The sequence below is a fragment of the Salipaludibacillus agaradhaerens genome, assembly GCF_002019735.1.
GTDB lineage: Bacteria > Bacillota > Bacilli > Bacillales > Salisediminibacteriaceae > Salipaludibacillus > Salipaludibacillus agaradhaerens.
Map to the genome: position 1 here is coordinate 197,284 of NZ_KV917378.1, position 26,822 is coordinate 224,105.

26 protein-coding genes are annotated in these 26,822 nt (G+C 38.9%); 25 read left to right on the top strand and 1 reads right to left on the bottom strand.

Annotated elements, in window-relative coordinates; all coding sequences use genetic code 11:
• Nucleotides 1-113 precede the first annotated feature (113 nt).
• Nucleotides 114-344 (bottom strand): DUF1128 domain-containing protein, encoded by a 231-nt coding sequence (locus BK581_RS00955; protein ID WP_078576247.1) that lies wholly within the window; start codon nt 342-344, stop codon nt 114-116.
• Nucleotides 345-519: 175 nt separating this feature from the next.
• On the opposite strand from BK581_RS00955, the gene smc reads away from it, so the two are divergent.
• The 25 genes from smc (at nt 520) to codY (ending at nt 26,561) form a co-directional block, all read left to right on the top strand.
• Nucleotides 520-4,092, top strand: coding sequence for a chromosome segregation protein SMC (gene smc / locus BK581_RS00960; RefSeq protein WP_078576251.1), 3,573 nt, complete (start codon nt 520-522; stop codon nt 4,090-4,092).
• 26 nt (nt 4,093-4,118) lie between these two features.
• A complete protein-coding gene (ftsY, locus tag BK581_RS00965; protein ID WP_078576254.1) occupies nt 4,119-5,117 on the top strand; it encodes a signal recognition particle-docking protein FtsY in 999 nt (332 codons plus the stop codon).
• Between the two features lie 111 nt (nt 5,118-5,228).
• Nucleotides 5,229-5,558, top strand: coding sequence for a putative DNA-binding protein (locus BK581_RS00970; protein WP_078576256.1), 330 nt, complete (start codon nt 5,229-5,231; stop codon nt 5,556-5,558).
• A 12-nt stretch (nt 5,559-5,570) separates the two neighbouring features.
• Nucleotides 5,571-6,929, top strand: a complete 1,359-nt coding sequence (gene ffh / locus BK581_RS00975) for a signal recognition particle protein (protein ID WP_078576258.1) — start codon at nt 5,571-5,573, stop codon at nt 6,927-6,929.
• Nucleotides 6,930-7,054: 125 nt separating this feature from the next.
• Complete coding sequence (rpsP, locus tag BK581_RS00980) at nt 7,055-7,327, top strand: 30S ribosomal protein S16 (RefSeq protein ID WP_078576260.1); 273 nt, start codon at nt 7,055-7,057, stop codon at nt 7,325-7,327.
• Between the two features lie 36 nt (nt 7,328-7,363).
• A complete protein-coding gene (locus BK581_RS00985) occupies nt 7,364-7,591 on the top strand; it encodes a KH domain-containing protein (protein WP_078576262.1) in 228 nt (75 codons plus the stop codon).
• Nucleotides 7,592-7,683: 92 nt separating this feature from the next.
• Complete coding sequence (locus BK581_RS00990) at nt 7,684-8,097, top strand: YlqD family protein (protein ID WP_078576264.1); 414 nt, start codon at nt 7,684-7,686, stop codon at nt 8,095-8,097.
• Nucleotides 8,090-8,611 (top strand): ribosome maturation factor RimM, encoded by a 522-nt coding sequence (gene rimM / locus BK581_RS00995; RefSeq protein ID WP_078576266.1) that lies wholly within the window; start codon nt 8,090-8,092, stop codon nt 8,609-8,611. Before BK581_RS00990 ends, rimM begins: the two co-directional genes overlap by 8 nt.
• Nucleotides 8,608-9,351, top strand: coding sequence for a tRNA (guanosine(37)-N1)-methyltransferase TrmD (trmD, locus tag BK581_RS01000; RefSeq protein ID WP_078576270.1), 744 nt, complete (start codon nt 8,608-8,610; stop codon nt 9,349-9,351). The genes rimM and trmD overlap by 4 nt, the downstream gene beginning before the upstream one ends.
• Before the next feature lie 117 nt (nt 9,352-9,468).
• A complete protein-coding gene (gene rplS, locus BK581_RS01005) occupies nt 9,469-9,810 on the top strand; it encodes a 50S ribosomal protein L19 (protein ID WP_078576272.1) in 342 nt (113 codons plus the stop codon).
• Nucleotides 9,811-10,118: 308 nt separating this feature from the next.
• A complete protein-coding gene (gene lepB / locus BK581_RS01010; RefSeq protein ID WP_078576273.1) occupies nt 10,119-10,664 on the top strand; it encodes a signal peptidase I in 546 nt (181 codons plus the stop codon).
• 13 nt (nt 10,665-10,677) lie between these two features.
• Nucleotides 10,678-11,520 carry a ribosome biogenesis GTPase YlqF gene (ylqF, locus tag BK581_RS01015; RefSeq protein WP_078576275.1) on the top strand — a complete coding sequence of 281 codons (843 nt, stop codon included), beginning with the start codon at nt 10,678-10,680 and terminating at the stop codon, nt 11,518-11,520.
• A 559-nt stretch (nt 11,521-12,079) separates the two neighbouring features.
• Nucleotides 12,080-12,853 (top strand): ribonuclease HII, encoded by a 774-nt coding sequence (locus BK581_RS01020; RefSeq protein WP_078576276.1) that lies wholly within the window; start codon nt 12,080-12,082, stop codon nt 12,851-12,853.
• A 37-nt stretch (nt 12,854-12,890) separates the two neighbouring features.
• Nucleotides 12,891-14,636, top strand: coding sequence for a hypothetical protein (locus BK581_RS01025; RefSeq protein WP_078576277.1), 1,746 nt, complete (start codon nt 12,891-12,893; stop codon nt 14,634-14,636).
• On the top strand, nt 14,633-14,938 hold the full coding sequence (locus tag BK581_RS01030; RefSeq protein WP_078576279.1) for an EscU/YscU/HrcU family type III secretion system export apparatus switch protein: 306 nt from the start codon (nt 14,633-14,635) through the stop codon (nt 14,936-14,938). Before BK581_RS01025 ends, BK581_RS01030 begins: the two co-directional genes overlap by 4 nt.
• A gap of 67 nt (nt 14,939-15,005) precedes the next feature.
• Nucleotides 15,006-15,206 carry a small, acid-soluble spore protein, alpha/beta type gene (locus tag BK581_RS01035; RefSeq protein WP_078576280.1) on the top strand — a complete coding sequence of 67 codons (201 nt, stop codon included), beginning with the start codon at nt 15,006-15,008 and terminating at the stop codon, nt 15,204-15,206.
• A gap of 563 nt (nt 15,207-15,769) precedes the next feature.
• Nucleotides 15,770-16,933, top strand: a complete 1,164-nt coding sequence (sucC, locus tag BK581_RS01040) for an ADP-forming succinate--CoA ligase subunit beta (RefSeq protein WP_078576282.1) — start codon at nt 15,770-15,772, stop codon at nt 16,931-16,933.
• Nucleotides 16,934-16,949: 16 nt separating this feature from the next.
• Nucleotides 16,950-17,858, top strand: a complete 909-nt coding sequence (gene sucD / locus BK581_RS01045; protein ID WP_078576284.1) for a succinate--CoA ligase subunit alpha — start codon at nt 16,950-16,952, stop codon at nt 17,856-17,858.
• A 337-nt stretch (nt 17,859-18,195) separates the two neighbouring features.
• On the top strand, nt 18,196-18,855 hold the full coding sequence (gene dprA, locus BK581_RS01050) for a DNA-processing protein DprA (protein WP_245828842.1): 660 nt from the start codon (nt 18,196-18,198) through the stop codon (nt 18,853-18,855).
• A gap of 378 nt (nt 18,856-19,233) precedes the next feature.
• Complete coding sequence (gene topA, locus BK581_RS01055; RefSeq protein WP_078576287.1) at nt 19,234-21,306, top strand: type I DNA topoisomerase; 2,073 nt, start codon at nt 19,234-19,236, stop codon at nt 21,304-21,306.
• Between the two features lie 171 nt (nt 21,307-21,477).
• Complete coding sequence (gene trmFO, locus BK581_RS01060; protein ID WP_078576288.1) at nt 21,478-22,785, top strand: FADH(2)-oxidizing methylenetetrahydrofolate--tRNA-(uracil(54)-C(5))-methyltransferase TrmFO; 1,308 nt, start codon at nt 21,478-21,480, stop codon at nt 22,783-22,785.
• A gap of 71 nt (nt 22,786-22,856) precedes the next feature.
• Nucleotides 22,857-23,753, top strand: coding sequence for a tyrosine recombinase XerC (xerC, locus tag BK581_RS01065; protein ID WP_078576290.1), 897 nt, complete (start codon nt 22,857-22,859; stop codon nt 23,751-23,753).
• Nucleotides 23,754-23,778: 25 nt separating this feature from the next.
• The gene (gene hslV, locus BK581_RS01070; protein ID WP_078576294.1) at nt 23,779-24,330 is read left to right on the top strand and encodes an ATP-dependent protease subunit HslV; all 552 of its coding nucleotides are present in this window, start codon (nt 23,779-23,781) and stop codon (nt 24,328-24,330) included.
• 37 nt (nt 24,331-24,367) lie between these two features.
• Nucleotides 24,368-25,768 (top strand): ATP-dependent protease ATPase subunit HslU, encoded by a 1,401-nt coding sequence (gene hslU / locus BK581_RS01075; protein ID WP_078576296.1) that lies wholly within the window; start codon nt 24,368-24,370, stop codon nt 25,766-25,768.
• Nucleotides 25,769-25,784: 16 nt separating this feature from the next.
• A complete protein-coding gene (gene codY, locus BK581_RS01080) occupies nt 25,785-26,561 on the top strand; it encodes a GTP-sensing pleiotropic transcriptional regulator CodY (RefSeq protein WP_078576298.1) in 777 nt (258 codons plus the stop codon).
• The last annotated feature ends 261 nt before the right edge of the window (nt 26,562-26,822 follow it).

Genomic DNA, 26,822 nt, shown 5'->3' on the forward strand with positions numbered 1-26,822 from the left:
AAATCAAGTGCCTCAAAGGTTATTGTTTGACCTGTGTGAGGCACTTACTTATTTAAGGACTTGCACGATGGAAGGGGATGTTATTTTTGAATATCCCTTTTAGACTTAGTCTACTATCTTTTTAAATCTTTCATCGTCCCTAACTCAGACACGATGGCATCCATTTCGCTCACGCTAAATGAATTTTTTTTCATAACCATGGCGTGCACTTCTTTAATATCCTCAAATTTATCTAAGGAAAAATGCTCGGGTTTAATAGCTGCCCCATTAACAATGTGTAATTTAGTTTTAATATCTTCAATCATCACATTTAATTCATCTCGGTTTTTATCGTTGGCTGACAATAAGAACACTCCTTTTGAAAAATTAAGTTCTTAATATATCTTAACATGGACACAAAAAAAAACCATATGTGGCCTTAAGACCGTTTAATATCATAGATAGTTTATGATAAAATGAATTAGTTAACGTCTTATTAACATGAAGCGTGTATTATTAGTGAATTCGAGGTGAATGTCATTGTTCCTGAAAAGGCTTGAACTCGTGGGATTTAAATCATTTGCCGAACGGTTGTCAATTGACTTCGTTCGCGGGGTGACTGCAGTTGTAGGTCCAAATGGTAGTGGTAAAAGTAATATATCAGATGCTATTCGCTGGGTTTTAGGAGAACAATCAGCGAGGAACCTCCGCGGGTCAAAAATGGAAGATGTTATCTTTTCCGGAAGTGACAGCAGGGCACCGTTAAATATGGCGGAAATTTCGCTCATTTTAGATAATGAAGACCAGCATTTGGCAATAGATTATAGTGAAGTAGCTGTTACCAGACGTGTTTATCGTTCAGGGGATAGCGAATATTTAATTAATAAACAGCCGTGCAGGCTAAAAGATATCGTTGACTTATTTATGGATTCAGGTTTAGGTAAAGAAGCTTTTTCTATTATTGGCCAAGGTCGAGTAGAAGAAATCCTAAGTAGTAAATCGGAAGAAAGACGGATGATTTTTGAAGAAGCGGCAGGCGTGTTGAAATACAAGACTCGTAAGCAAAAATCAGAACGGAAATTAGAAGATACTCAAGACAATCTTAACCGTGTTAAAGATATTATTTATGAGTTGGAAGGCCAAGTAGAGCCTCTAAAAGAACAAGCATCAATCGCAACAGAATATTTGGAGAAAAAACAAGAGTTGAAAAATAGTGAAGTTGGCGTGCTCGCTAAAGAAATTGAAGATTTACATGCCGAATGGTCAGATAGTAAAAAACAATGGGAAGGCTTGCAGGACAAGGAAGCAAAACTTTCAACGGAAGTTAAAAATCACGAAGCGAACATTCAACGATATCGCTCAGACATGCAAACGATGGATGAAGCCATTGATGATTTGCAAGGAATGTTACTTAGTACATCTGAGGATCTTGAAAAACAGGAAGGGCAAAAAGAAGTATGGAAAGAACGACGTAAAAATTTCACTCAAAACAAAGAACAGTTTCTTCAAGAGATTGATCAATTAAAAGTGAAGAAGCAGCAATTAGCCGAAGAACTTCATCAACAAAATAAGCTCTTAAATGAAAAAGTAGCTCAAGTGAAAGAAACGAGACAGCAGCAAGAAGACATGGAAAAAAGACTAACGGCCATAGAAGAAGATTCTGAAGAGCGTATTGAACAATTGAAAGCCGATTACATAGAATGGCTTAATGAACGCGCTTCGCAGAAAAATGAACAAACTTATTTAAAAGAGCAAGTGGAAAAAAACGAACAAAAACGTCAACGCCTTGAGCAGGACAATAAGGAACTTATCTTGAGGCGACAAGAGAAAGCGGAAAAGCGTTCCATTGTCCAACAAGAATGGGAAGCATTAAAAGAGGAGTTAGAAGAGCTGCTTGGAAGCTATCAACGCGTAAAGCAGAAAGTTCAAGCAACGGATAGCGACTATGAAAAAAAAGAAAAACTTCTTTACGAAGCATTACATCACCTTCAACAACTTAAATCAAAAAAAGATGTACTCGAGGATATGCAAAATGACTATGCAGGCTTTTTTCAAGGAGTAAAAGAAATATTAAAAGAAAGAGATCGTACCTTTCAAGGTGTTCACGGTGCTGTAGCAGAAATGATTGAAGTAAATCCAGAGCATCAGACTGCGATTGAAATAGCTTTAGGAGCAGCCCAACAACATGTCATCGTTGAAGATGAAGCCACAGCGCGTAAAGCAATACATTACCTCAAGGAACGTCGCCTAGGACGAGCTACTTTTCTCCCAATTAATATTGTTAAGCCAAGAGTTATTTCAACTCACGACTTACAGCGGATTCAAAGCTTAGAAGGTTTTGTAGGAATTGGAAGCGAGCTTATCAAAACCGGGGACACATATAGCAATGTGATTAAGCATTTAATTGGAAACGTAGCGGTTGCAACTAACATAAAAGCGGCGCAACTCGTGGCTAAAACATTGAATCATCGATACAGAGTTGTCACATTAGATGGTGATATTGTTAACCCCGGTGGTGCCATGACAGGCGGAAGTTTAAAGCAAAATAAGAGTCAGATTCTCGGAAGGCAAAAGGAGTTGGACAGACTTTCTGAAAAGCTAGTGATATTAGAAAAACAGAGCAGTGACTTACAACAGCAAGTAACAAGCTTAAAAGAAACGCGCCTTGCAATTCAACAAAAAATGAAGGATTTAACAGAAAGAGGAGAATCTCTTCGTTTGGAAGAACAAAATAAGAAAGCTGAGTTAAAAGAAATACAACTTTCCGAAGATAGCCTTAATGAGAGATTAGAAGTATATGACTTGGAATATGATGACTACAAGCGGGATATGATAGAAAAACAAGAGCGTATTAAAGAATTGGCAAAAACGATAGAAGCGGCCGATAAGAAGACTCAGGAAATTAACAGCGAAATAGAAGACATAGCGAGTCGCCAAAAGCAGGATCAGTCAGTAAAAGATGAGTTGTCAGAAAAACTAACCGAAGTGAAAGTCCGCCTTGCCAAAGAGGAAGAACAAAAGGGGTATATTGAAGAGACGGTGGCGCGATTGAATAACGAACTTCAGCGTGTCTCACAGGAAATGATTGAAAAAGATCAGGAATTCAGTCAGTTGGAAAAGGAGTTATCAGACCAAACAGTAGATGCTTACTCACTAGATGAGGAAATTCTTAAACGGAAAGCTGAAAAAGACCGAACGATTAAATTAATTTCTAAACGACGCTCGGATCGGTTAAATATGCAGCAGACCCATGATGACTTGGAGCAGGAAACGAAAGAATTAAAACGTCAGTTGAAATTTACATCCCAAACCCTTCATGAGGAAGAAGTTAAAATTAACCGATTAGATGTTGAGCTCGACACGCGTTTAAACAAACTTCAAGATGATTATGAACTGAGCTTTGATGCAGCTAAAGCTAGCTTTCCTCTGGAAACCGATCTAGAGGAAGCGAAGAAGCATGTTAAGCTTATTAAAATGGCTATAGATGAATTAGGAACCGTCAACGTAGGAGCGATTGAAGAATATGAGCGAGTAAAAGAACGATATGACTTTTTACTTGCACAGAAAACAGATTTGGAAGAAGCAAAAGCCACTCTCCATCAAGTAATTTCAGAAATGGATGAGGAGATGACGCGACGTTTTAAAGATACCTTTGATCAAATACAGTCACACTTTCAAGGGGTGTTTACTGAGTTGTTTGGAGGGGGACGAGCTAGTCTTGAATTAACTGACCCTGAGAATCTACTAGAAACAGGCGTAGAAATCGTCGCTCAGCCTCCAGGGAAGAAACTGCAAAACCTTGCTCTTCTATCAGGAGGCGAACGGGCTTTAACAGCGATAGCCCTGTTATTTTCAATTTTAAAAGTTCGTCCAGTTCCTTTTTGTGTATTAGATGAAGTAGAAGCAGCTCTAGATGAAGCTAACGTTGCAAGGTTTGCACATTATTTAAAAGAATTTAGTAAGGATACCCAATTTATTGTCGTGACTCACCGTAAAGGGACGATGGAGGAAGCGGATGTGCTTTACGGTGTGACGATGCAAGAGTCAGGTGTATCAAATATGGTATCGGTGAGATTGGAAGAAACAAAAGAATTAATGGGAGCACAAGGCTAAAAAGAGTTAAGTGGAGGCGCGTATACATGAGTTTTTTTAAAAGATTAAAAGCAACAATTACTGACCAAACGGACTCCGTGACCGAGAAATTCAAAGATGGATTATCCAAAACACGCCATTCATTCGTCGGTGCCATGAATGAATTGATTAAGGATTATCGTAAAGTAGATGAGGATTTTTTCGAGGAACTAGAAGAAATCCTTATATCAGCTGATGTGGGCGTTCACACTGTATTAACATTAATTGATGAGTTGAAAGATGAAGTGAAAAGACGAAACATTAAAGATGCCAAAGACATTCAACCAGTCATTTCTGAAAAATTAGCAGAGCTTCTGCAGAAGTCGGATGATGAAACTGAACTAAAGTTAAAAGAAGATGGGTTAACGATCATTCTCTTTGTAGGCGTAAATGGTGTAGGTAAAACAACGACGATAGGGAAGCTGGCTCACAAATTTAAGCAAGAAGGAAAAAAAGTCATTCTTGCAGCTGGAGATACATTTAGGGCTGGGGCAATCGAGCAGTTAGAAGTATGGGGGGAGCGAGCAGGTGTTGATGTGATCAAGCAGCAGTCCGGATCAGACCCAGCGGCTGTTATGTATGACGCTGTCCATTCGGCTAAGTCAAAAGGAGCCGATATCCTCCTTTGTGATACAGCTGGCCGCTTACAAAATAAAGTGAACTTAATGAACGAGTTAGAAAAAGTAAAACGTGTATTAACAAAAGAGGTGCCTGATGCCCCGCACGAAGTTTTACTTGTGTTAGATGCGACCACTGGCCAAAATGCTATGAGTCAGGCTAAAACTTTCGGTAAAGCGACGGATGTTTCAGGGATCGTTTTAACAAAGCTTGATGGGACAGCTAAGGGGGGGATCGTTCTTGCCATCAGGCATGAACTCGATATCCCTGTTAAACTTGTAGGTCTTGGAGAAGGAATCGATGACTTACAGACATTCCAAGCTGACCAATATGTGCACGGCTTATTTGCTGATGTTCTAGAGCAAGCAGAAGAAGTTGCAAAAGAATAGCATTAGCTTCTTTTAGTTCTAAAACCTTAATACATCATTTGACACACCTTTCAATTGTCTAGTAAGATAAACACTTGTAAAGGCAAATACCTTAACAAGGCGGTGGAGTTTTTGATTGAAAAGACAATCCGCATGAACTATTTGTATGATTTTTATCAATCTCTATTAACAAATAAACAAAACCATTATATGAAATTGTATTATCTGGATGATTGGTCACTCGGTGAGATCTCAGAGCATTTTGATGTGAGCCGCCAAGCGGTCTACGACAATATAAAAAGAACAGAAGCGTTGTTGGAGGAATATGAAAGAAAGCTTCAGCTCTTTTTAAAGTACGAACAGCGGCAGAAACACTTTAACACGTTAAAAGTGATGATTCAGGAGAACGAAAGTCCCGATCGTATAGTCCAGATTGTTGGATTACTCGAGGAACTGGAATAGGGGGCAAGATGTATGGCATTTGAAGGATTAGCTGAACGCCTGCAAAGTACACTCAAGAAAATTCGTGGCAAAGGAAAAGTGTCTGAGCAGGATGTTAAAGAAATGATGCGTGAAGTCCGTCTCGCATTGCTTGAAGCAGATGTTAACTTTAAAGTGGTTAAAAAGTTTGTAAACGATGTGAAGGAACGGGCCGTTGGCCAGGAAGTCTTAGAAAGCTTAACACCGGGACAACAAGTTATTAAAGTAGTTAATGAAGAACTCACAAAGCTTATGGGCGGTGAACAAAGTAAAATTGCTAGTGCCTCTAAGCCTCCGACTGTTATCATGATGGTCGGGCTTCAAGGTGCAGGGAAGACAACGACCACGGGAAAGCTAGCTAACCATCTAAGAAAAAACCATAATAGAAACCCTTTAATGGTTGCGGCGGATATTTATCGGCCCGCGGCTATAAAACAGCTTGAAACGCTAGGAAAACAATTGGATATGCCTGTGTTCTCATTAGGTGACCAAGTGAGTCCAGTTGAGATAGCTAAGCAGGCGATCGCAAAAGCAAAAGAAGAGCATCATGATTATGTTTTAATTGATACAGCTGGCCGGCTTCATGTTGACGAAAAGTTAATGAATGAACTTGAAGACATTAAAGCGGTCGCTTCTCCAGACGAGATCCTTCTCGTCGTAGATGCTATGACAGGGCAAGATGCTGTTAACGTAGCGGAAAACTTCAACGAACGCCTGGACATAACGGGGGCCATACTCACGAAACTCGATGGTGATACACGTGGAGGGGCTGCTATTTCAGTTAAAGCTGTCACGGGTACACCAGTGAAATTTGCAGGGATGGGTGAAAAAATTGATGCTCTTGAACCATTCCATCCTGAGCGCATGGCATCACGTATTTTAGGCATGGGCGATGTACTCACGTTAATTGAAAAAGCCCAAACAAACGTAGATGAAAAAAAAGCTAAAGAATTAGAAAGAAAAATGCGTACGAACGAGTTAACATTTGATGACTTTCTTGAACAGCTTTCACAAGTACGCAACATGGGGCCGTTGGATGAACTGCTAAACATGATGCCTGGTGCAGGTAAAATGAAAGGTCTTAAAAATGCTCAAGTGGATGAAAAACAACTCACCCACATTGAAGCCATTGTTAAATCAATGACGAAAGCAGAACGGGAAGACCCAGACCTTTTAAATGCCAGTCGGCGAAAACGTATTGCTAAAGGAAGCGGGACCTCTATTCAAGAAGTCAACCGTCTCATTAAGCAATTTGGTGAAATGAAAAAAATGATGAAACAAATGACAGGTATGCAAAAAGGTAAAGGGAAGAAAAAAGGTGGCTTAGGCGGCATGAAATTCCCTTTCATGTAGCCTTATTTTAGGGGAAATGATTTAAAAATAAAGCTGTAAAGTTTTTTTACTTTACTAGGGTTGCTACTAAGTATCTTTTATGATAGTATAATTAACTGTGTGAAAGATTTATGGAGGTGAAACACATGGCAGTTAAAATTCGTTTAAAGCGAATGGGAGCAAAGAAATCTCCGTTCTATCGTGTGGTTGTAGCGGATTCCCGTTCCCCACGTGATGGTCGTTTTATTGAAGAAATTGGAACTTATAACCCTTTGAAAAATCCAATTGAGTTTAACGTTGATGAAGAAAAAGCGTTAAAATGGATGCTTGAAGGTGCGAAGCCTTCCGATACTGTTCGTAACCTGTTCTCAAACGTTGGTCTTATGGAACAACTTCACAACGCGAAGAACGCTAAATAAGCCCTTCGTGTGAAATAATCCAAGAAGGTGAGTGACATGAAAGAGCTGGTTGAATCAATTGCGAAAGCGCTAGTAGATCACCCTGAAGACGTTCGTGTAACTGAGGTAGAGAATGGCCGTTCACTCACATTGAAACTGGAAGTACACGAAGATGATATGGGGAAAGTGATCGGTAAGCAAGGGCGTATAGCAAAAGCAATCCGTTCGGTTGTTAATGCAGCTGGAGCGAACCAAAACAAGCGTGTTCAGTTGGAAATTGGTTGAAGGGCGAGGGAAACCTCTCCCTTTTTTCCGTATGGTCGTCCCTTCTTATGGTAGAATAAACAGAGCAAGTGATTACATGGAGGTGCAACGTTTTGGAAATTATAAAAAAAGTGGTCGTGAAGCAAATTTTAACAGATGAAAGTCGGACGAAATTAAAAGAGCAGTTTCTTGCACGACAATATCAAATTACAAAAGAACTTAAACAGTTAGAATTTGTATTACATAAAAAAATGAAAGAAAATACAAGTGCTAATTATCAAGCATCCCTTAAGGAAAGTTTTAATAAAGAAACAGCTCGACGAAAGGAAAGGTTGCGTCAGTTGGAGCTTAAACTCGGTCAGTTAGATGAGCTTGAGTTGGGTGCAGAATTAAGAGAAGGTACGATTCAAATGATCGAACAAGTTGAGGAAGGCGATAATTGGGAAGAGATTATGAAAGGGACTGAAATCGTCATTAAAGATGGTATGGTTCATGAACTTCGTCACGGAGGCGTCCAAGATGACTGATTGGCTTAACGTGGGTAAAATTGTGAATACTCACGGAATTCACGGAGAAGTGCGCGTGATTTCAAGAACGGACTTTCAGGAGGAACGGTACAGTACTGGTAACACACTTTACATTAAAACTGAAAACGAACGATTACCAGTGACAGTGGCTAAATGGCGTCAGCATAAACAATTTGATCTCATTACTTTCGAGGGGTTCGACAACGTCAACGAGGTTGAAAAATTTAAAGGATCTCTTCTTCAAGTAGATGCAACCACGTTACAAGATCAGTTAGCAGAAGATGAATTTTATTATCATCAGATCATTGGTTTACATGTAGAGACGGTAGATGGGCGTTTGGTTGGAACCGTGAAAGAAATTCTTTCGCCAGGTGCCAATGACGTCTGGGTGATCGCTCCAGCTGAGAAGGGGAAGGATATTTTAATTCCCTATATTGAGTCAGTCGTCAAAAGTATATTACTTGAAGAAAACAAAGTGATTATTGAGCCTATGGAAGGGCTGTTGGATGGATGAAGATTTCAATTTTAACATTGTTTCCAGAAATGTTTGATGGCCTTTTTTCTCACTCTATCCTTAAACAAGCCCAGCAAAAAGGTGTCGTTTCTTATAATGTCGTGAATTTCCGTCACTACGCGAAGGATAAACACAATCGAGTAGATGACTATCCATATGGTGGCGGTGGCGGAATGGTATTAACACCACAACCGCTTTTTGATGCGGTTGAAGATTTGCAGGGGCAAACGGCTAACAAGCAAAAGCCACGTACTATTTTACTATGTCCACAAGGCGAACCTTATTCTCAACAAAAAGCTGAAGAGCTGGCAAAAGAAGATGAGATTATTCTCATCTGCGGTCATTATGAAGGCTATGATGAGAGGATTCGCGCACATCTAATCGACGAAGAAATTTCTATTGGAGATTATGTGCTTACAGGGGGGGAAATTGGTGCTATGGTTATTGCAGATAGTGTTACAAGGCTTTTACCTGGATCGCTAGGTAATGATCAGTCAGCAGTAACGGACTCGCATAGTACTGGCCTTTTAGAATATCCTCATTATACGCGCCCTGCTGAATATAGAGGCATGAAGGTCCCTGATATCCTTCTATCAGGCCATCATAAAAACATTGACGTTTGGCGTCGTCAGCAGTCGTTAAGGCGCACATATGAACGACGTCCTGATATGTTGGAAAGTGCCAACCTAACAGATGATGACATAGCTTATCTTCATTCTTTAAAGTCTAAAAATAAATAATAGTTGAGATCATCTGTGTCATATGATAATATATTCCTTGTGGCTTTAGCCAGATCAAGATGTTCCGCTGTCCTATTTGAGACAAGAAGATCTGCAGGGAAGGAGGCGAACAGAATCATGGAACAAATTATTCGTGATATCACTAAAGAGCAATTGAAAACTGATCTTCCAGATTTCCGTCCAGGAGACACGCTTCGTGTTCACGTGAAAGTTGTAGAAGGAACTCGTGAGCGTATCCAAGTATTTGAAGGTGTTGTTATTAAACGCCGTGGCACTGGAATCAGTGAAACATTCACTGTTCGTAAAGTATCTTACGGTGTTGGAGTAGAGAGAACATTCCCAGTTCACTCTCCAAGAATCGATAAGATTGAAGTTACGAGAAAAGGTAAAGTGCGCCGTGCGAAACTTTACTACCTACGTGCCCTACGCGGTAAAGCGGCTCGTATTAAAGAAAGATAATGTATTAAAAGGAGCTTACTCAAAAGCTCCTTTTTTACTTATGTTTTTATAAGTGGACACATATTGTGTGATAATAAACCACCAAAATAGTCATATAGAAAAGTTATACCGTCTCTTAGAAACGGTGTAGCTTACCATCGGTCAAATAAAGAGACTACCTGTTCAGTTGAAATTAGAAGGTGAAACGTATAAAACCTGATTTAAATTAGTAAACAGAGTGAAGGAAATATGTTAATATTAGTTAGTAGCTTGGGCACGTGAAGCTAATAAATGGAGAGCTTTATATTAGCTTAAAGGATGGATGACTAATGGGTAGATCGGAATCGTGGGAATGGATTAAAGCGGTAGCGGTAGCGTTAATTCTTGCAATTGGCATTAGATATTTCTTGCTGGCTCCAATTGTTGTGGATGGACAGTCGATGATGCCGACACTTGAACATAACGATCGTATGCTTGTTAATAAAATCGGTTACAATATTTCTGAACCAGAGAGATTTGATATCATCGTTTTTCATGCACCACAAAATAAAGATTACATCAAACGAGTTATTGGATTGCCAGGTGATACGATAGAATATAGAGATGATATGTTATATGTGAATGGTGAATCTGTAGATGAGCCATACTTAGATGACTATAAAGAACAAGCTGAGTATCTACCCTTAACTGAAGATTTTCATATTAAAGATGTTACAGGATATGAGACGGTGCCGGAAGGACATGTCTTTGTTTTAGGTGATAATCGTCAACGGAGCAGAGACAGCCGACAGATTGGTATGATTCCTTATGATGAAGTGGTCGGTAAAGCAAACTTTGTTATCTGGCCTATTCAGGAAATAAGGTTTGTAGACTAGGAGGAAACAAAGAATGACAATACAGTGGTATCCGGGCCATATGGCAAAAGCAAAGAGAGAAGTACAAGAGAAGCTTAAAATAATCGATGTGGTGATTGAGATTGTGGATGCACGTATTCCCCTATCTTCCCGGAATCCCATGATTGATGATTTAACTTCTCATAAACCTCGCCTAATCCTTTTAAACAAAGCGGACTTAGCTGACAGCCAATTAACAAAACAATGGGTTCAATATTTTGAAAAAAAGAATTTTGCTGTTTTAACAGTTGATGCCCAGCTAGGTAAAGGTATAAAAGATATCCCAATGAAAGTAAGAGAACTAGCAAAACCTTTATTGGACAAATTCCGAGCAAAAGGTATGAATCCTCGAGCCTTGCGCGCATTAATATTAGGCATTCCAAACGTAGGAAAATCTACTGTGATTAATCGACTGGCAAATAAAAAAATAACGAAGATAGGTGATCGTCCGGGTGTGACGAAAAGTCAACAATGGATTAAAGTTGGAAAAGAAATGGAGCTTCTTGATACGCCAGGTATCCTCTGGCCCAAATTTGAAGATCAAGACGTGGGTTTTCGTCTTGCACTGACGGGTGCGATTAAAGAGGAAATTTTTGATTTTCAAGAAACCATTGTTTTTTTATTAAATGAATTAAAAACGTCCTATCCAGAACGATTAAAAGAAAGGTATCATTTAGAAACAATAGCTGAAGACATCACTGAGTTGCTCGATGACATTGGAACGAGAAGAGGATGTCTGGTCGCTGGAGGATTAGTTGATTATGATCGAACAGCAGAAATGATATTTAGAGATTTTCGACAAGGGAAGTTAGGTCATATTAGTTTAGAACGTCCATGAATGATGTTTGGTTGTAAATAATTCAAAGGCTGGCATATAACTATTAAAAAGTATTTTATACATGGCACCAATCAGTAGGCTTTGATGATTGGTGCCATGTTTGCTTAAAGATTGGGTGATTGATGATGTACATAGTTGTCCATGACCGTGTATTGTATGAAACGAAAACGCAATTTAATTCTCATTATACTTTGTCACTCAAGGACAGGTAAGAATTAAAGCTCTCTCTTACATATAGCATCCCTCACAGGTCGTGAGGGATTACTTGTTTACTAGCTTTAATTACAGTATTATGCTGTAGCATTAAGGACTTTCGTAATAGATGAAGGTCTATTTAATACGTCAACTAAATAGCCTCATAGGCGCTTTTAATGATAAATATGAGTAAATGACACAGCTACCTTAATTTTGCTAGTTCTTCTACAATACATAATAGGTGTAGAGAAAGATAGTGATTATCGTGGTTAACAGGTGTGTCTTGTATGATGATGAATTTAGTTCACATAGTTGAAAAATAAAGATACATTGCCGATAAAAAAGAGAGGAGAAGTGACTTACTATGGCAAGAAAGACGATAGCCGAAATAAAAGAATTGTTAGTAGACATAGAGAATGAGGACCACCCATTGTTGAAAGAATTACAACGTGATGAAAGGTCCGGCGTTCAACAGCTTATAAAACGTTGGAAAAAACAGCAAACATATCAGTATGTTTTAGAGCAACAACATGTTGATATGACGGCTTTTGAACGGGAGATATATGAACAAGGTTTTAAAGCAATAGCAGGTATAGATGAAGTCGGCAGAGGGCCATTAGCAGGGCCGGTAGTAGCTGCTTGTGTCATTTTGCCACGAGATTTTAAACTTTTAGGTTTAACAGATTCTAAACAGCTATCAAAAGCTACCCGAGAAACATTTTATGATGTGATATTAAAGGAAGCTGTTGATGTTGGTGTAGGAATCGCTACAGCACGTGAAATTGATGACATAAATATTTATCAAGCATCTAAAGCGGCAATGGTGCGTGCTGTTAAACAGATAGAAAAGATAGAGATTGATTATCTGTTAGTCGATGCTATGGAGCTGCCAATAAAAATGCCCGCAAAAAATTTAATTAAGGGAGATATGCGGTCACTTACGATTGCTGCAAGCTCAGTAGTAGCAAAAGTGACACGAGATCGTTATATGGAAAATCTACATAACAAGTATCCCCAATATGGTTTTAACAAGCACATGGGATATGGAACAAGCGGTCACTTAGAGGCGTTAAAAACTTATGGCATTATTGAAGAAGAGCATCGAAAAAGTTTTGCGCCTGTAAAAAAACATCTATAATACGTCAAACATCTGCTGGTAAGGAGGAGACCCTGACATGTTAGATACAAAACTCATACAAAGTATGATAAGTAGGGTTGACTCTGTCAACTCAAAAGCTGTCACCCTAAGACCTGGTCAAGTCTTTCAAGGTGCCATCACACAGCTCTATCCTGGACAAATGGCTCAACTAAAATTAGGTGGCCTACATTTATCTGCACAATTAGAAGCCCAATTAGAAAAGGGTGAAAAATACTGGTTTAGAGTGCTCTCAGGCGGAGGGATACCAAAGTTGAAAGTACTTGAAGGCGTTCCAGGACAGCGAACGGCAGACAATGGCACATCATCGAATCAGCAAGCACTTTTACAGCAATTAGGGTTCAAGGGAGGCACGTTAGAAGAAAAGGTGTTGAACCATTTAAAACACTTAAATCTTCCATTTACAAGAGGGAATGTGAGTGACGGTGCTAACATTTTAACCCAATCTTCATTATCTCAAGAACAGTCGCTTAATCTCCTGTCCATGATGATCCAGAAAGGACTCCCTTTAACAAAGGAGACATTTCAAGCGATGGCAGCGTTACAAAGTCAGCAAAGCTCTTCTGCAACAATGGGGCAGCTTATGACGGCATTACAATCCATGAAAGACCCATCCAGTCAGCGATTGCAGGATAGTTTAGCCCAATTACTAGGGCGAACAGCCATGACAGCATCAACTTCAAACCTCACTACACTGTTGTCGCAGCTGCAAAGTAGTGACAACACACTTCAACAACAAGCTTGGCAAGTGGCGAGACAGTTGGGAATTATCCCAACTGGTTTAAATGAAAAAGCCTTTTATGAACAGGTTAAAGCAAATCTCTTAAGAAGTGAAAATGAGCCAGCCATACGTCAATTGTGGCCCCAGGGACATCAGGCTACTTCGTTACAAACATTAGATGCTAAATCACTCTTTATACAAATGGTACAAGGAGTAAGTAATGATAAACGAGATTTAACCGCTCAATTATTGCAGGTTTTAAACCCTAAAGGACAGCCACAACAGGTTTTGACTCAACTGTCTGAATGGCTTCGAGGGATGCCTTCCGACTCTTTACGTGAACTATGGACTTTAATTGAAAATTCACAACCTGAAACTTTTAAATTTTCTGGAAAAGCAGCTGGGGAACCATTAATAAAAGCTATTTTACAGCAGCTTGGTCTGCAGCATGAAACAGATATAAAAAGTGCCCAGCAAACGAGTGAAATTCAAAAGCAAGCAACTTTAAAATCGACCCTTTTACAGTTCTTGCAGCAAACACAATCAATGCCACAACATGTTAGAGAGCAAGCAGAATTTTTATTACAGCGGTTGACAGGCTATCAGTTAATGTCGTCAGATCAGCAGGGACCTATTCAACATACGTTATTTCAAATTCCTATAAAATTAACGGATACGTATCAAGATATGACGATTCAATGGGAAGGTCGGCAAAAGCCAGACGGTTCAATTGATGAGTCGCACTGTCGAATTTTGTTTTATTTACAGCTTGAAACAATTGATGAGACAGTTGTGGATGTTCAAATTCAAAACCGTGTTATTTCGTTAACCGTCTACAATGAAATAGCTAAACCTAATTCAGTACAACTAACATGGTATCCCTTGCTAAAAGAGAAATTACAGGACCTTGATTATCAACTGTCTACGATAAATTGGAAGCAACCTGCAAATGAGACGTTGGGTGGAGATCATAGGCTAAAGGAGAAACAGTTCGGAGGTTATACAGATGAAAACGGCTATCAAGGAGTGGATATTCGGATATGACCGATCGAAAAAAGTATGACTCACCCCCTTATCATAAACGTGCAGTAGCACTTGGATATGATATAACGAAAGATTCTGCCCCTAAAATCAAAGCTAAAGGAAAAGGATATGTAGCGGAGGAGATAATAGAACGGGCAGAAAAGCATCAAATTCCAATTCAGCAAGATGCCTCTCTCGTTGAAATTCTCTCACAATTAGAGCTTAATGACCGAATTCCTGAGAATCTATATGAAGTAGTAGCTGAGGTTTTTGCTTTTATTTATCATATTGATCGTGAGGAATTAGTTAAGAGACGTTCTTAAGTGTCGTTAAAATGTGTGTTGTTTTAAAAAAAGAAGGTTATCCTAAGCGAAAAGGAGGATGACCATTATGAAAAAGGTATCACCACTCGTCGTTCCAGGTATAGAGGAGTATTTAAACGAATATAAGGAAGAAATTGCTCATGAGTTCGGGATTTATCGCTCACAGGGGGAATTGGAACAACAAAGTCATCTACATGACGTGACGAAAAGACTCTTAAAACGAAAAAAAACAGAGAAATCGCCTGAGGATAAGAATGATTCTTGTTAAATAAACTGCGCTCTATTTTATTTGGTACAGACTAACTAAGATTTAGCGCTCCCTCCAACAGGTCTAGTTAAGTCTCATGAAACGTCATTTAGCATAAATAGTAGGAAAAAATGACATCAATCATCATATGCTACTGATTGATGTCATTTCTATTTGTTTATGGGTGTTTTTGGTTGTATTAACTACTCATCACACAGCGACTGTATGACTGTCGGGAGAAGGCAGAGATGAAGATCTATATAGCAATATCTGAAGAAAACTGTCTTGCACTCGTAATCTGTTTACTAGCTTATGTTTTCTTCGGAGCTATGTGTTAAAAATTTTAAAATGGGAATAGAATACAATAAAAAGTTAAAAATATCTTTTTTCGGGTGAAAAGTTCACAAAATTGTCGGAAACTATAGTAGAATATGTATTGAGTGAAAAGTAAATAAACGACTAAATTTCTTTTCATGTTTTTCTTCTGAAAGGAAGAGATGTCTCATGTAACTGCGACATGTGTAGCAGTAAAAGGCTATGCAGCTCTAAAACATCATTTTTTTGACTCAGTAAGGAGGATGGTTATGAATATCCATGAGTATCAAGGAAAAGAATTATTGAGAAAGTATGGTGTGGCTGTGCCTGAAGGGAAAGTGGCTTTTTCCGTAGATGAAGCGGTAGAAGCAGCCAAAACTTTGGGGACAGATGTAAACGTTGTCAAGGCGCAAATCCATGCAGGTGGTCGAGGCAAAGCCGGTGGGGTAAAAGTGGCTAAAAACCTTGATGAGGTGCGTACATATGCCGATGACATTTTAGGGAAGACGCTTGTCACGCATCAAACTGGACCAGAAGGAAAGGAAGTTAAGCGTTTATTAATTGAACAAGGCTGTGATATCCAAAAGGAATATTATGTCGGCCTTGTAGTGGACAGAGCAACCTCTCGAATCGTGATGATGGCATCTGAAGAGGGGGGGACAGAAATTGAAGAAGTGGCTGCAAAAACACCCGAAAAAATCTTCAAAGAAGTGATTGATCCTGTAGCTGGTCTCATGCCTTATCAAGCTAGAAGACTAGCATTTAATATTAATATTCCAAACGATCTAGTGAAAGAGACGGTCAAGTTTATGATGGGTCTCTATAAGGTATTTTCAGATAAAGATTGCTCAATAGCCGAAATTAATCCATTAGTGACGACAGGTGATGGAAAAGTCATGGCTTTAGATGCTAAATTGAATTTTGATTCAAATGCGTTATATCGCCAAAAAGACGTCATGGCATTTCGCGACCTTGATGAAGAGGACGAAAAGGAAATAGAAGCTTCTAAGTATGACTTAAGTTACATTTCTCTTGATGGGAATATAGGTTGTATGGTTAATGGTGCAGGTCTTGCCATGGCAACGATGGATATAATTAAACATTATCAAGGAGACCCGGCTAATTTTCTCGATGTGGGTGGCGGAGCTACGAAAGAAAAAGTGACTGAAGCCTTCAAAATTATTCTTTCGGACAAAAATGTTCAAGGTATTTATGTCAATATTTTTGGTGGCATTATGAAATGTGATGTTATTGCAGAAGGTGTTGTAGCAGCTACTAAAGAAGTAGGTCTAACGATTCCTCTCGTTGTACGACTCGAAGGAACGAACGTGGCATTAGGAAAGCAAATACTTCAAGAGTCAGGATTAGATATTACAGCAGCTGATTCTATGGCTGACGGAGCAGAAAAAATTGTATCACTCGTAAAAGGGTAAGAAAGGTGGGATTAAGGTGAGCATCTTAATTAATAAAGATACAAAAGTTATTGTGCAAGGAATTACCGGAGCCACCGGACTATTTCATACGAAGCAAGCGATGGAATATGGCACCCAAATCGTAGGAGGTGTGACACCAGGAAAGGGTGGCACTGAAGTAGAAGGTATACCGGTATTTGATACGGTCACTGAAGCAGTGGAAAAAACAGGTGCAAACGCATCAGTTATTTATGTTCCGCCGCCATTTGCTGCTGATGCAATTATGGAAGCGACAGATGCGGGGATTGAATTAGTTATCACGATAACAGAAGGTATTCCAGTAACAGATATGATAAAAGTTAAGCGCTTTATGGAAGGTAAAAACACACGCTTAATCGGCCCAAATTGTCCCGGAGTGATTACACCAGAAGAGTGTAAAATTGGTATCATGCCAGGATATATACACAAAAAAGGGCATGTAGGTGTTGTATCAAGATCTGGCACATTAACATATGAGGCAGTTCACCAATTATCAACAAGTGGCATTGGCCAATCGACAGCGGTTGGAATTGGTGGAGATCCTGTTAATGGTACTGATTTTATCGATGTCTTAAAACAATTTAATGAAGACGATGATACGTATGCGGTGATCATGATTGGTGAAATTGGTGGCACAGCAGAAGAAGAAGCTGCTGAATGGATCAAGCACAATATGACGAAACCTGTCGTAGGGTTTATCGGAGGTCAAACAGCCCCTCCAGGTAAACGAATGGGGCACGCAGGTGCTATTATTTCCGGAGGAAAAGGAACAGCTGAGGAGAAAATAAAAACGTTGAACTCGGCAGGGGTAAAAGTAGCTGAAACACCAGCAGTAATGGGAGAAACGTTGATTTCCGCACTGAAAGAAAGTAATCTATTGGAAAAATGTATCACACATAACGTATAATAAACATAAGGCGGTCGAGAGTCGATTACTCTCGGCCCCATCTTTAATGCGTTTACCTCCCCTGTATTAAATCCTCTAACTAAATAGAAAGGAATTTGCCGCTGTGTATTCCCCCTCTTCTTTTCAAGATAGGCTTCTACACCTCCATTATTGTTCATACGGTAGTTACTCTTTTTTAAAAACGTGCTTTAAGTATGATGATTCCCTTAATCTTTTTTACAAGCTCCCCATTACAGACTTTGTTAAGTTGTTTCCTAAAAGAGATCAACAACGCGTCAAGAATATCTACCATACTTTATCAGAAGTTAGGGTCGATCATTTAAAATTAGAATTAAATATGAAGAATATCGGTTATGTGACTTTCTTTCAGAGTGAATATCCTACTTTGTTAAAAGAAATATATGATCCACCATGGATTTTATATTTTAAAGGTAACGATCGTTATTTAGCAGCTAAGCACTGTTTAAGCGTTGTGGGGACAAGACACCCCTCAACCTCTGCTTATGATCATATGAAGCAAGTACTCTCTCCGTTAGCATCATTTCCTATCACGATAGTAAGCGGTATGGCCCTTGGAGTAGATACGATTTCTCACGAGTTGATGATAAGGGAAAAGGGGTATACTATTGCTGTATTAGCGTATGGCCTAGACCATCTTTACCCTGTCGGATTAAGGCATTTAAAAGAGGAACTTGAAAAATCCCAACTCATTGTGTCGGAATATCCTCCTTATGTAAAGCCAAAGCGTTGGCAGTTTCCTGAAAGAAATAGAATTATAAGTGGGCTCTCGGCAGCTACGCTTGTAGTAGAAGCTGCTTATAAAAGTGGCTCTTTAATTACAAGTGAGTGCGCGCTTCAGCAAGGTAGAGATGTTTTTGCCTTTCCTGGGAGAATTTCTGACTCGGTGGCAGAAGGTACTAATCGATTAATCCAACAAGGTGCTAAATTAATTCTAAGTAGTGAAGATATTATTGAAGAATATCTTATGCGTGTTTGATGTTTTCTTTGAAATCTTATGTTATTCTGTATGAAGTGTCACTCTCATATATAAGAACGTTATATGTGAGTGTGTGCCTGCAATTCACAAAACTGACAGGGTAAAACAGGTGAAATATTATATAATTCAACGTGTACTATTAATTTAACACGAGTAACTGACGTATGCCTTCTATATAAGTTATAAGGTGTACGTGTAGTAAAACGTCATTTAGCCTTATGTCAGCTTTTTAAGCTAATTCTATAAAAATAAAAATTCTTATACAAATAAGAAAACGTCTATTTTTCAAAAAATATGCAAAGAATGTTTGACAAATCATAAAATAGTGTTTAATAATAGTGAAGATTTAATATACCTCTAAAGGGGAGGCACGTATGTATGTCCGATTACTTAGTAATCGTGGAATCTCCCGCTAAAGCAAAGACAATTGGAAAATATTTAGGTAAGAAGTATTCCGTCAAAGCCTCAATGGGTCATGTTATCGACCTGCCAAAAAGTCAGATGGGTGTGGATGTGGAAGAAAATTATTCTCCTAAGTATATTACTATTCGCGGGAAAGGCCCGATTTTAAAAGAATTAAAGCAAGCAGCAAAAAAGGCAAAGCGTATTTATCTGGCAGCTGACCCGGATCGTGAAGGTGAAGCGATCGCATGGCACCTTGCCGATAGCTTAAATATTGATAAAGATTCTGAATGTCGTGTTGTGTTTAATGAAATTACTAAGCAGGCAATTAAAGATTCATTTAAACATCCGAGAATGATTAATGCTAATTTAGTAAACGCTCAACAAGCTCGACGGGTACTCGATAGGTTAGTAGGCTATAATATTAGCCCTTTATTGTGGAAAAAAGTGAAAAAAGGGTTGAGTGCTGGTAGGGTCCAATCTGTAGCTGTGAAAATGATCATCGATCGGGAAAATGAAATTAAAGCTTTTAAACCTGAAGAATATTGGTCTGTAACAGCAAAAATGACAAAAGATAATCACCAATTCGAAGCTAAATTTATGTCTTTAGACGGTAAGAAAAAAGAGCTGAAAACGAAATCAGACGTGGATAATATTTTAGCAAAACTTACTGGTGATACTTTCCACATTGAAAAAGTAAAGCGAAAAGAGCGAAAACGTAATCCTGTAGTGCCTTTTACTACATCCTCATTACAGCAGGAAGCAGCGAGAAAGCTCAATTTTAGAGCGAAGAAAACAATGATGTTAGCTCAGCAGCTTTATGAAGGGATTGATTTGGGGAAAGGTGGCACAGTAGGACTCATTACGTATATGAGAACGGATTCGACCCGATTGTCTGAGACTGCTCGACAAGAGGCGAAAGACTATATAGAAACACATTATGGCAAAGAGTATCATAATCAATCTTCTGGAAATTCAAAGCAAAAAGCAAACTCCCAGGATGCTCATGAAGCCGTTCGTCCAACATCGGTAATGAAAGATCCAAAAACGATTAAATCCTACTTAAGTAGGGATCAGTACCGTTTGTATAAACTCATTTGGGAGCGAATGGTGGCCAGTCAAATGGCACCGGCTGTTATGGATACAATGTCAGTGGATCTTACCAATAATGGCGTGATGTTCCGAGCGAGTGGATCGAAGCTCAAGTTTCCTGGTTTTATGAAGGTTTATATTGAAGGAAATGATGAAGGGAAAGAAGAAAAAGATCGCTTATTACCAGCAATGGAAGAAGGCGAGACAGCTTTATCTGAAAAAATAGATCCGAATCAACATTTTACACAGCCACCGCCAAGATATACAGAAGCAAGGCTTGTGCGGACGATGGAAGAACTGGGGATTGGGAGACCATCGACATATGCACCTACTCTCGATACGATTCAACGACGAGGTTATGTAGCCCTTGAGGACAAACGATTTGTTCCCACTGAGTTAGGTGAGATTGTTTTAGAATTAATAGAGGAGTTTTTCCCTGAAATATTAAACGTAGAGTTCACCGCTGAAATGGAGTCAAACCTCGATGCTATTGAAGAGGGCGACCAAAATTGGGTTCAAATAATCGACCGTTTTTATACAGGCTTTGAAAAACGCTTAAAAACAGCAGAAGAAGAAATGAAAGAAGTGGAGATAAAAGACGAGCCTGCCGGTGAGGAATGTGAAAAATGCGGGCATGACATGGTCTTTAAAATGGGAAGATACGGAAAATTTATGGCCTGTTCTAATTTTCCAAATTGCCGAAATACAAAAGCGATTATGAAGGAAATAGGGGTGAAATGCCCTAAGTGCTCTGAAGGAAATATCGTTGAGCGCAAAAGTAAAAAAAGACGTCTCTTTTATGGATGTGATAGATACCCTGAGTGTGACTTTATTTCATGGGATAAACCAATATCAAGACCTTGTCCAAAATGTGAAAGTCTACTCATAGAAAAGAAGTCTAAAAAAGGTGTCAACGTACATTGTACAGAATGTGATTACAAAGAAGACAGTAATTAATTGACGAAGTTATTATTGGGAGCACACGTCCTTAACGTTGGCTCCCTTACAAGTTATTTTCATTTCGCTCTTCATTTAATAACGATCATGTTATACTATCGTTTTGACTAGTAAGACAGGAAAGCTTGAAAGCTTTTCTACATAATTAATGGGTGATAATCAGGAGGTAACATTTTGACGACATATGTAAATGTGATTGGAGCAGGATTAGCCGGGAGTGAGGCTGCTTGGCAGTTAGCTAGTCGTGGTATTTCAGTACGTCTGTATGAAATGCGTCCTAAAAAACTAACCCCTGCCCATCATACAGATAAATTTGCAGAGTTAGTTTGTAGTAATTCGTTAAGAGGTAATAGCTTGACGAATGCTGTTGGTGTTTTAAAAGAAGAAATGCGTCAGTTAAATTCAGTCATTGTCAGTTCGGCGGATGCGTGTTCAGTTCCGGCTGGTGGCGCTTTAGCAGTTGATCGACATGAATTTGCGGCTCTTGTTACTGAGCGTGTGAAAGGGCATGAACGTGTAACGGTATTTGAGGAAGAAATTGAAGAAATTCCAGAAGGTCCTACAATTATTGCAACAGGTCCTTTAACTTCCGATGCTTTGTCTACCAGTTTAAGGAAGCTAACAGGGGAAGATTACCTTTATTTTTATGATGCGGCAGCCCCTATTATAGAGGTAGACTCTATAGACAGGGAAAAAGTATATTTGAAATCTCGGTATGATAAAGGTGAAGCAGCATACTTAAATTGCCCTATGACTGAGGAAGAATTTGATCGCTTCTATAATGCCTTAGTTGAGGCTGAAACAGTCCCTTTAAAAGAATTTGAAAAGGCAATGTTTTTTGAAGGTTGTATGCCAATTGAAGTGATGGCTAAAAGGGGACGGAAAACAATGCTCTTCGGACCGATGAAACCAGTCGGACTTGAAGATCCTTCTACAGGGAAACGACCTTATGCTGTTGTCCAACTTCGACAAGACAATTCTTCTGGTACCCTATATAATATCGTTGGGTTTCAAACCCATTTAAAATGGGGGCCACAAAAAGATGTTATCAGACTAATTCCTGGACTGGAAAACGCCGAAATTGTGAGGTACGGAGTCATGCATCGGAACACATTTATTAACTCTCCGAATTTACTTCATAATACGTATCAATATAAGGAACGCAACGATTTATTTTTTGCGGGGCAGATGACTGGTGTAGAGGGTTATGTGGAATCTGCAGCTTCAGGATTAACAGCTGGAATAAATGCAGCGAATATTGTTAATCACAAAGCTCCCGTTACTTTTCCAGAAGAAACAATGATAGGTGCCATGGCGCATTATATTACAACTGCTAACCCGGATAATTTTCAACCAATAAACGCAAACTTTGGATTAGTTCCCCCGTTTCTTGAACGGATTAAGAGTAAAAAAGAGCGTTACGAGAAATATGCTGAAAGGGCGTTGACGACAATTCAGAATTTTGTGAAAAAAATGTAAGGTTTATTGAAAGAGCTACTAAACTGTGTTACGATTTAGTAGCTCTTAACGTTGAATAAAAAGGTGGCAATATGCTGGAATTATGGTTGAAACAATTTACGGAATACTTGCAAATTGAGAAACGAGCCTCCGTTCATACTGTGTTAAATTATACGAAAGACTTACGTGATTTTGACGACTTTATCTCGCAGCATTTGAGAAAATCAATCGCTGCTGTTTCGTATGGAGACATTAGAATTTACTTAACTGAATTACACACCCAGTTATATGCTCGAAGAACAGTGGCAAGAAAGCTTTCATCTTTAAGGACTTTCTGGTCGTTTTTGTTGAGGGAAGGATATGTTGAAGAAAACCCTTTCACTATGGTGACAACCCCAAAGCTAGATAAGAAACTTCCGTCTTTCTTTTATGAGGATGAGATGAACTATATTTTTGAGGCAATTGATACATCGACAGTATTAGGACAAAGAAACAAAGCCTTGATCGAAGTTTTGTATGGGACCGGGATTAGGGTGAGTGAATGTGTTGGGTTACACCTGTCTGATTATGATAGTGAACTCGGGACTTTACTTGTTCATGGTAAGGGACGTAAAGATAGATATGTCCCTGTTGGCAGCTATGCGATGGAAGCATTGAAGGTTTATCTTGACGAAAGTAGACCTAAACTAATTATGAAAGCAAATATCCAAACTGAGGCTATTTTCTTAAGTTATCGTGGTGCTCATTTAAAAGAGCGAAGTATTCGGAAGATTTTATCGACAGTCGTAAAGGATGCTGCTGTTTCAGCACGATTAAGTCCTCATGTACTGCGTCATACATTTGCCACTCATTTATTAAATGAAGGAGCTGATTTACGAACGGTTCAAGAACTTCTTGGCCATAGTGATTTGTCAGCAACTCAAATATATACACACGTGACCAAGGACCATTTGAGAGAAGTCTATAGAAAAAGCCATCCGAGAGCATGACGATATTGTAGAAAGGAGTAAAAAAATGGATAAAATTAAAGGGACAACGATATTTGCTATTAAGCATAACGGCTCTTCAGCCATAGCTGGAGACGGTCAAGTGACATTTGGTAATGCCGTTGTTATGAAACATTCAGCAAAGAAAGTACGTAGATTATATAGAGGAAAAGTCATTGCTGGCTTTGCTGGCTCTGTGGCCGATGCCTTTACTTTATATGAAAAATTCGAAACGAAATTGGAAGAATACAGCGGTAATTTACAACGAGCAGCTGTGGAATTGGCTAAAGAATGGCGATCAGACAGGGTCCTCCGAAAGTTAGAAGCAATGCTTATCGTCATGGATAAAACAAACCTCTACCTAATAGCAGGTACTGGAGAAGTGATTGAACCTGATGATGGTATATTAGCAATCGGTTCTGGTGGAAACTATGCTCTTTCAGCTGGTAGAGCGCTAAAATCTCATGCATCACATTTATCTGCACGGGAAATTGCAGAAGCTAGTTTAACAACAGCCGCAGATATATGTGTGTATACAAATCACCATATTATTGTTGAAGAACTGACGCATGATAACTAAGATGAAAATTCTTAATTTCTAAGTGAGGGATGCATAAATGAGTGAAATGTTAACCCCAAAACAAATTGTCGAACGACTCGATCAATCAATAGTAGGGCAAACAAAGGCAAAAAAATCAGTTGCTGTCGCTTTAAGGAACCGCTATCGTCGAAACCAACTTTCTGAAGCGTTGAGAGAAGAAATAACCCCAAAAAATATATTAATGATCGGTCCTACTGGGGTAGGTAAAACAGAAATTGCACGGAGGTTGGCTAAGTTGGTAGGTGCTCCCTTCGTAAAAGTCGAAGCAACAAAATTTACTGAAGTAGGTTACGTTGGCCGGGATGTAGAATCAATGGTTCGCGATCTCATTGAGACATCTATTCGCATCGTGAAAGAAGAAAACATGGTAAAGGTGAAAGAGCGGGCCGAGCAGCAAGCTAACCATCGTTTAGTAGAGCTTTTAGTTCCTTCGCAAAAGAAAGAAAATGCCTATCGTAATCCACTTGAAATGCTTTTCCAAGGTAATCAAGATTCACAAGAACAGCAGAGTGAAGAGCAGCAAGAAGAAACGACAGTCAGGGACCGACGACAACGAATAGCAAAGCAGTTAGCTGCGGGTGAGTTAGAAAATGAAGAAGTTAGCATAGAAGTTGAAGAGCAACAATCCAACTTTATGGATATGTTCCAGGGGGCCGGGATGGAACAAATGGGGATGAACATGCAAGATATGCTTGGAAATATGATGCCTAAAAAAAAGAAACGCCGGAAACTCCCTGTGAGAGAGGCCCGTAAAGTACTTACTGAAGCTGAGGCACAGAAATTAATTGATATGGACGAAGTCACTCAAGAGGCTATTTTTAAAGCCGAGCAACTGGGAATCATCTTTATTGATGAAATTGATAAAGTGGCAGGTAAAAATCAGCAACAATCTGCCGATGTATCTAGAGAAGGGGTTCAACGTGATATTTTACCTATAGTAGAAGGATCTACCGTTATGACTAAATATGGCGCTGTGAAAACAGATCATATGTTGTTCGTAGCTGCTGGAGCATTTCATTTCTCGAAGCCGTCTGATCTTATTCCAGAACTACAAGGCAGGTTCCCAATTCGTGTAGAGCTGAATAGCCTCACTGTTGAAGATTTTGTTAAAATATTAGTGGAACCTAAACACGCCTTGGCTAAACAGTATCAAGCGCTATTAGAAGTAGAAGGAATAAAATTGAAATTTTCTGACGATGCTATTCGTAGAATTGCAGAAATTGCCACAGAGGTAAATGAAGCGACAGAAAATATCGGTGCGCGAAGACTTCACACTATTCTAGAAAAGTTACTTGAAGATTTATCTTATGAAGCCTCAGAGATAACAATGGAAGAGATAACAATTACACCGGAGTATGTAGAAGATAAGTTACAAGACGTCGCGAAAAATCGGGACTTAAGTCAGTTTATTTTATAAAACAGGAGGAATTCCAATGGATCTATTAACAAAAACACGAAAAATTAATGAATTATTACAAAAGAGTGCTGGACAGGCGGTGAACTTTAACGATATGGCTTTAACATTAAGAGATGTTATTGAAGCCAATATCTTTATCGTCAGTAGAAGAGGAAAGCTATTAGGATATTCAATTAAACAAGAAATTGAAAATTCAAGGATTAAACAGATGCTTGAAGAAAGACAATTTCCAGAAGCATACACATCAGGCTTATTTAAGATTGAAGAGACGTCTTCAAATCTTGATATAGATAGTGAATTTACAGCTTTTCCAGTTGAAAATAAAGACTTATTTGCTAACGGTTTGACGACGATTGTACCAATTCAAGGAGGCGGGCAACGTCTAGGTACACTCATATTAGCGAGACTTGATGAGTCATTTGGTGATGACGACTTACTGTTAGCGGAATATGGAGCGACAGTCGTTGGAATGGAAATTCTCCATGAAAAAGCCGAAGAGATTGAACAAGAAGCGCGAAGTAAAGCTGTTGTGCAAATGGCGATCAGTTCCTTGTCGTATAGCGAATTAGAAGCGGTGGATCATATTTTCCAAGAGTTAGAAGGTAATGAGGGTCTGCTAGTGGCGAGCAAAATAGCAGATAGAGTTGGCATTACAAGATCAGTTATTGTGAATGCGTTGAGGAAACTTGAAAGTGCCGGAGTAATTGAGTCTAGATCATTAGGTATGAAAGGCACCTACATCAAAGTGCTTAACAATAAATTCCTTGTTGAATTAGAAAAACATAAAAATTAATGAGATAAAAAGACTATATATGAACGAAGGCTTGTAGTACAAAAGCCTTCGTTTTTTAATTTCCAGAAAAAAATGCGCCAAAAGATGTGAAAATGTGATAAAGTTCTTATAGCGATAATGAAAATATGATTATTTTATCCTATTAAAATATGGGATACAACAAAATGTGACTATTTACGGGACAAATAGTAGGCCTTTTTTATCTAACTGTAGTCAATTTCTGAGAACGTTAGACAAAATCCTATTTATTATATAGAATTA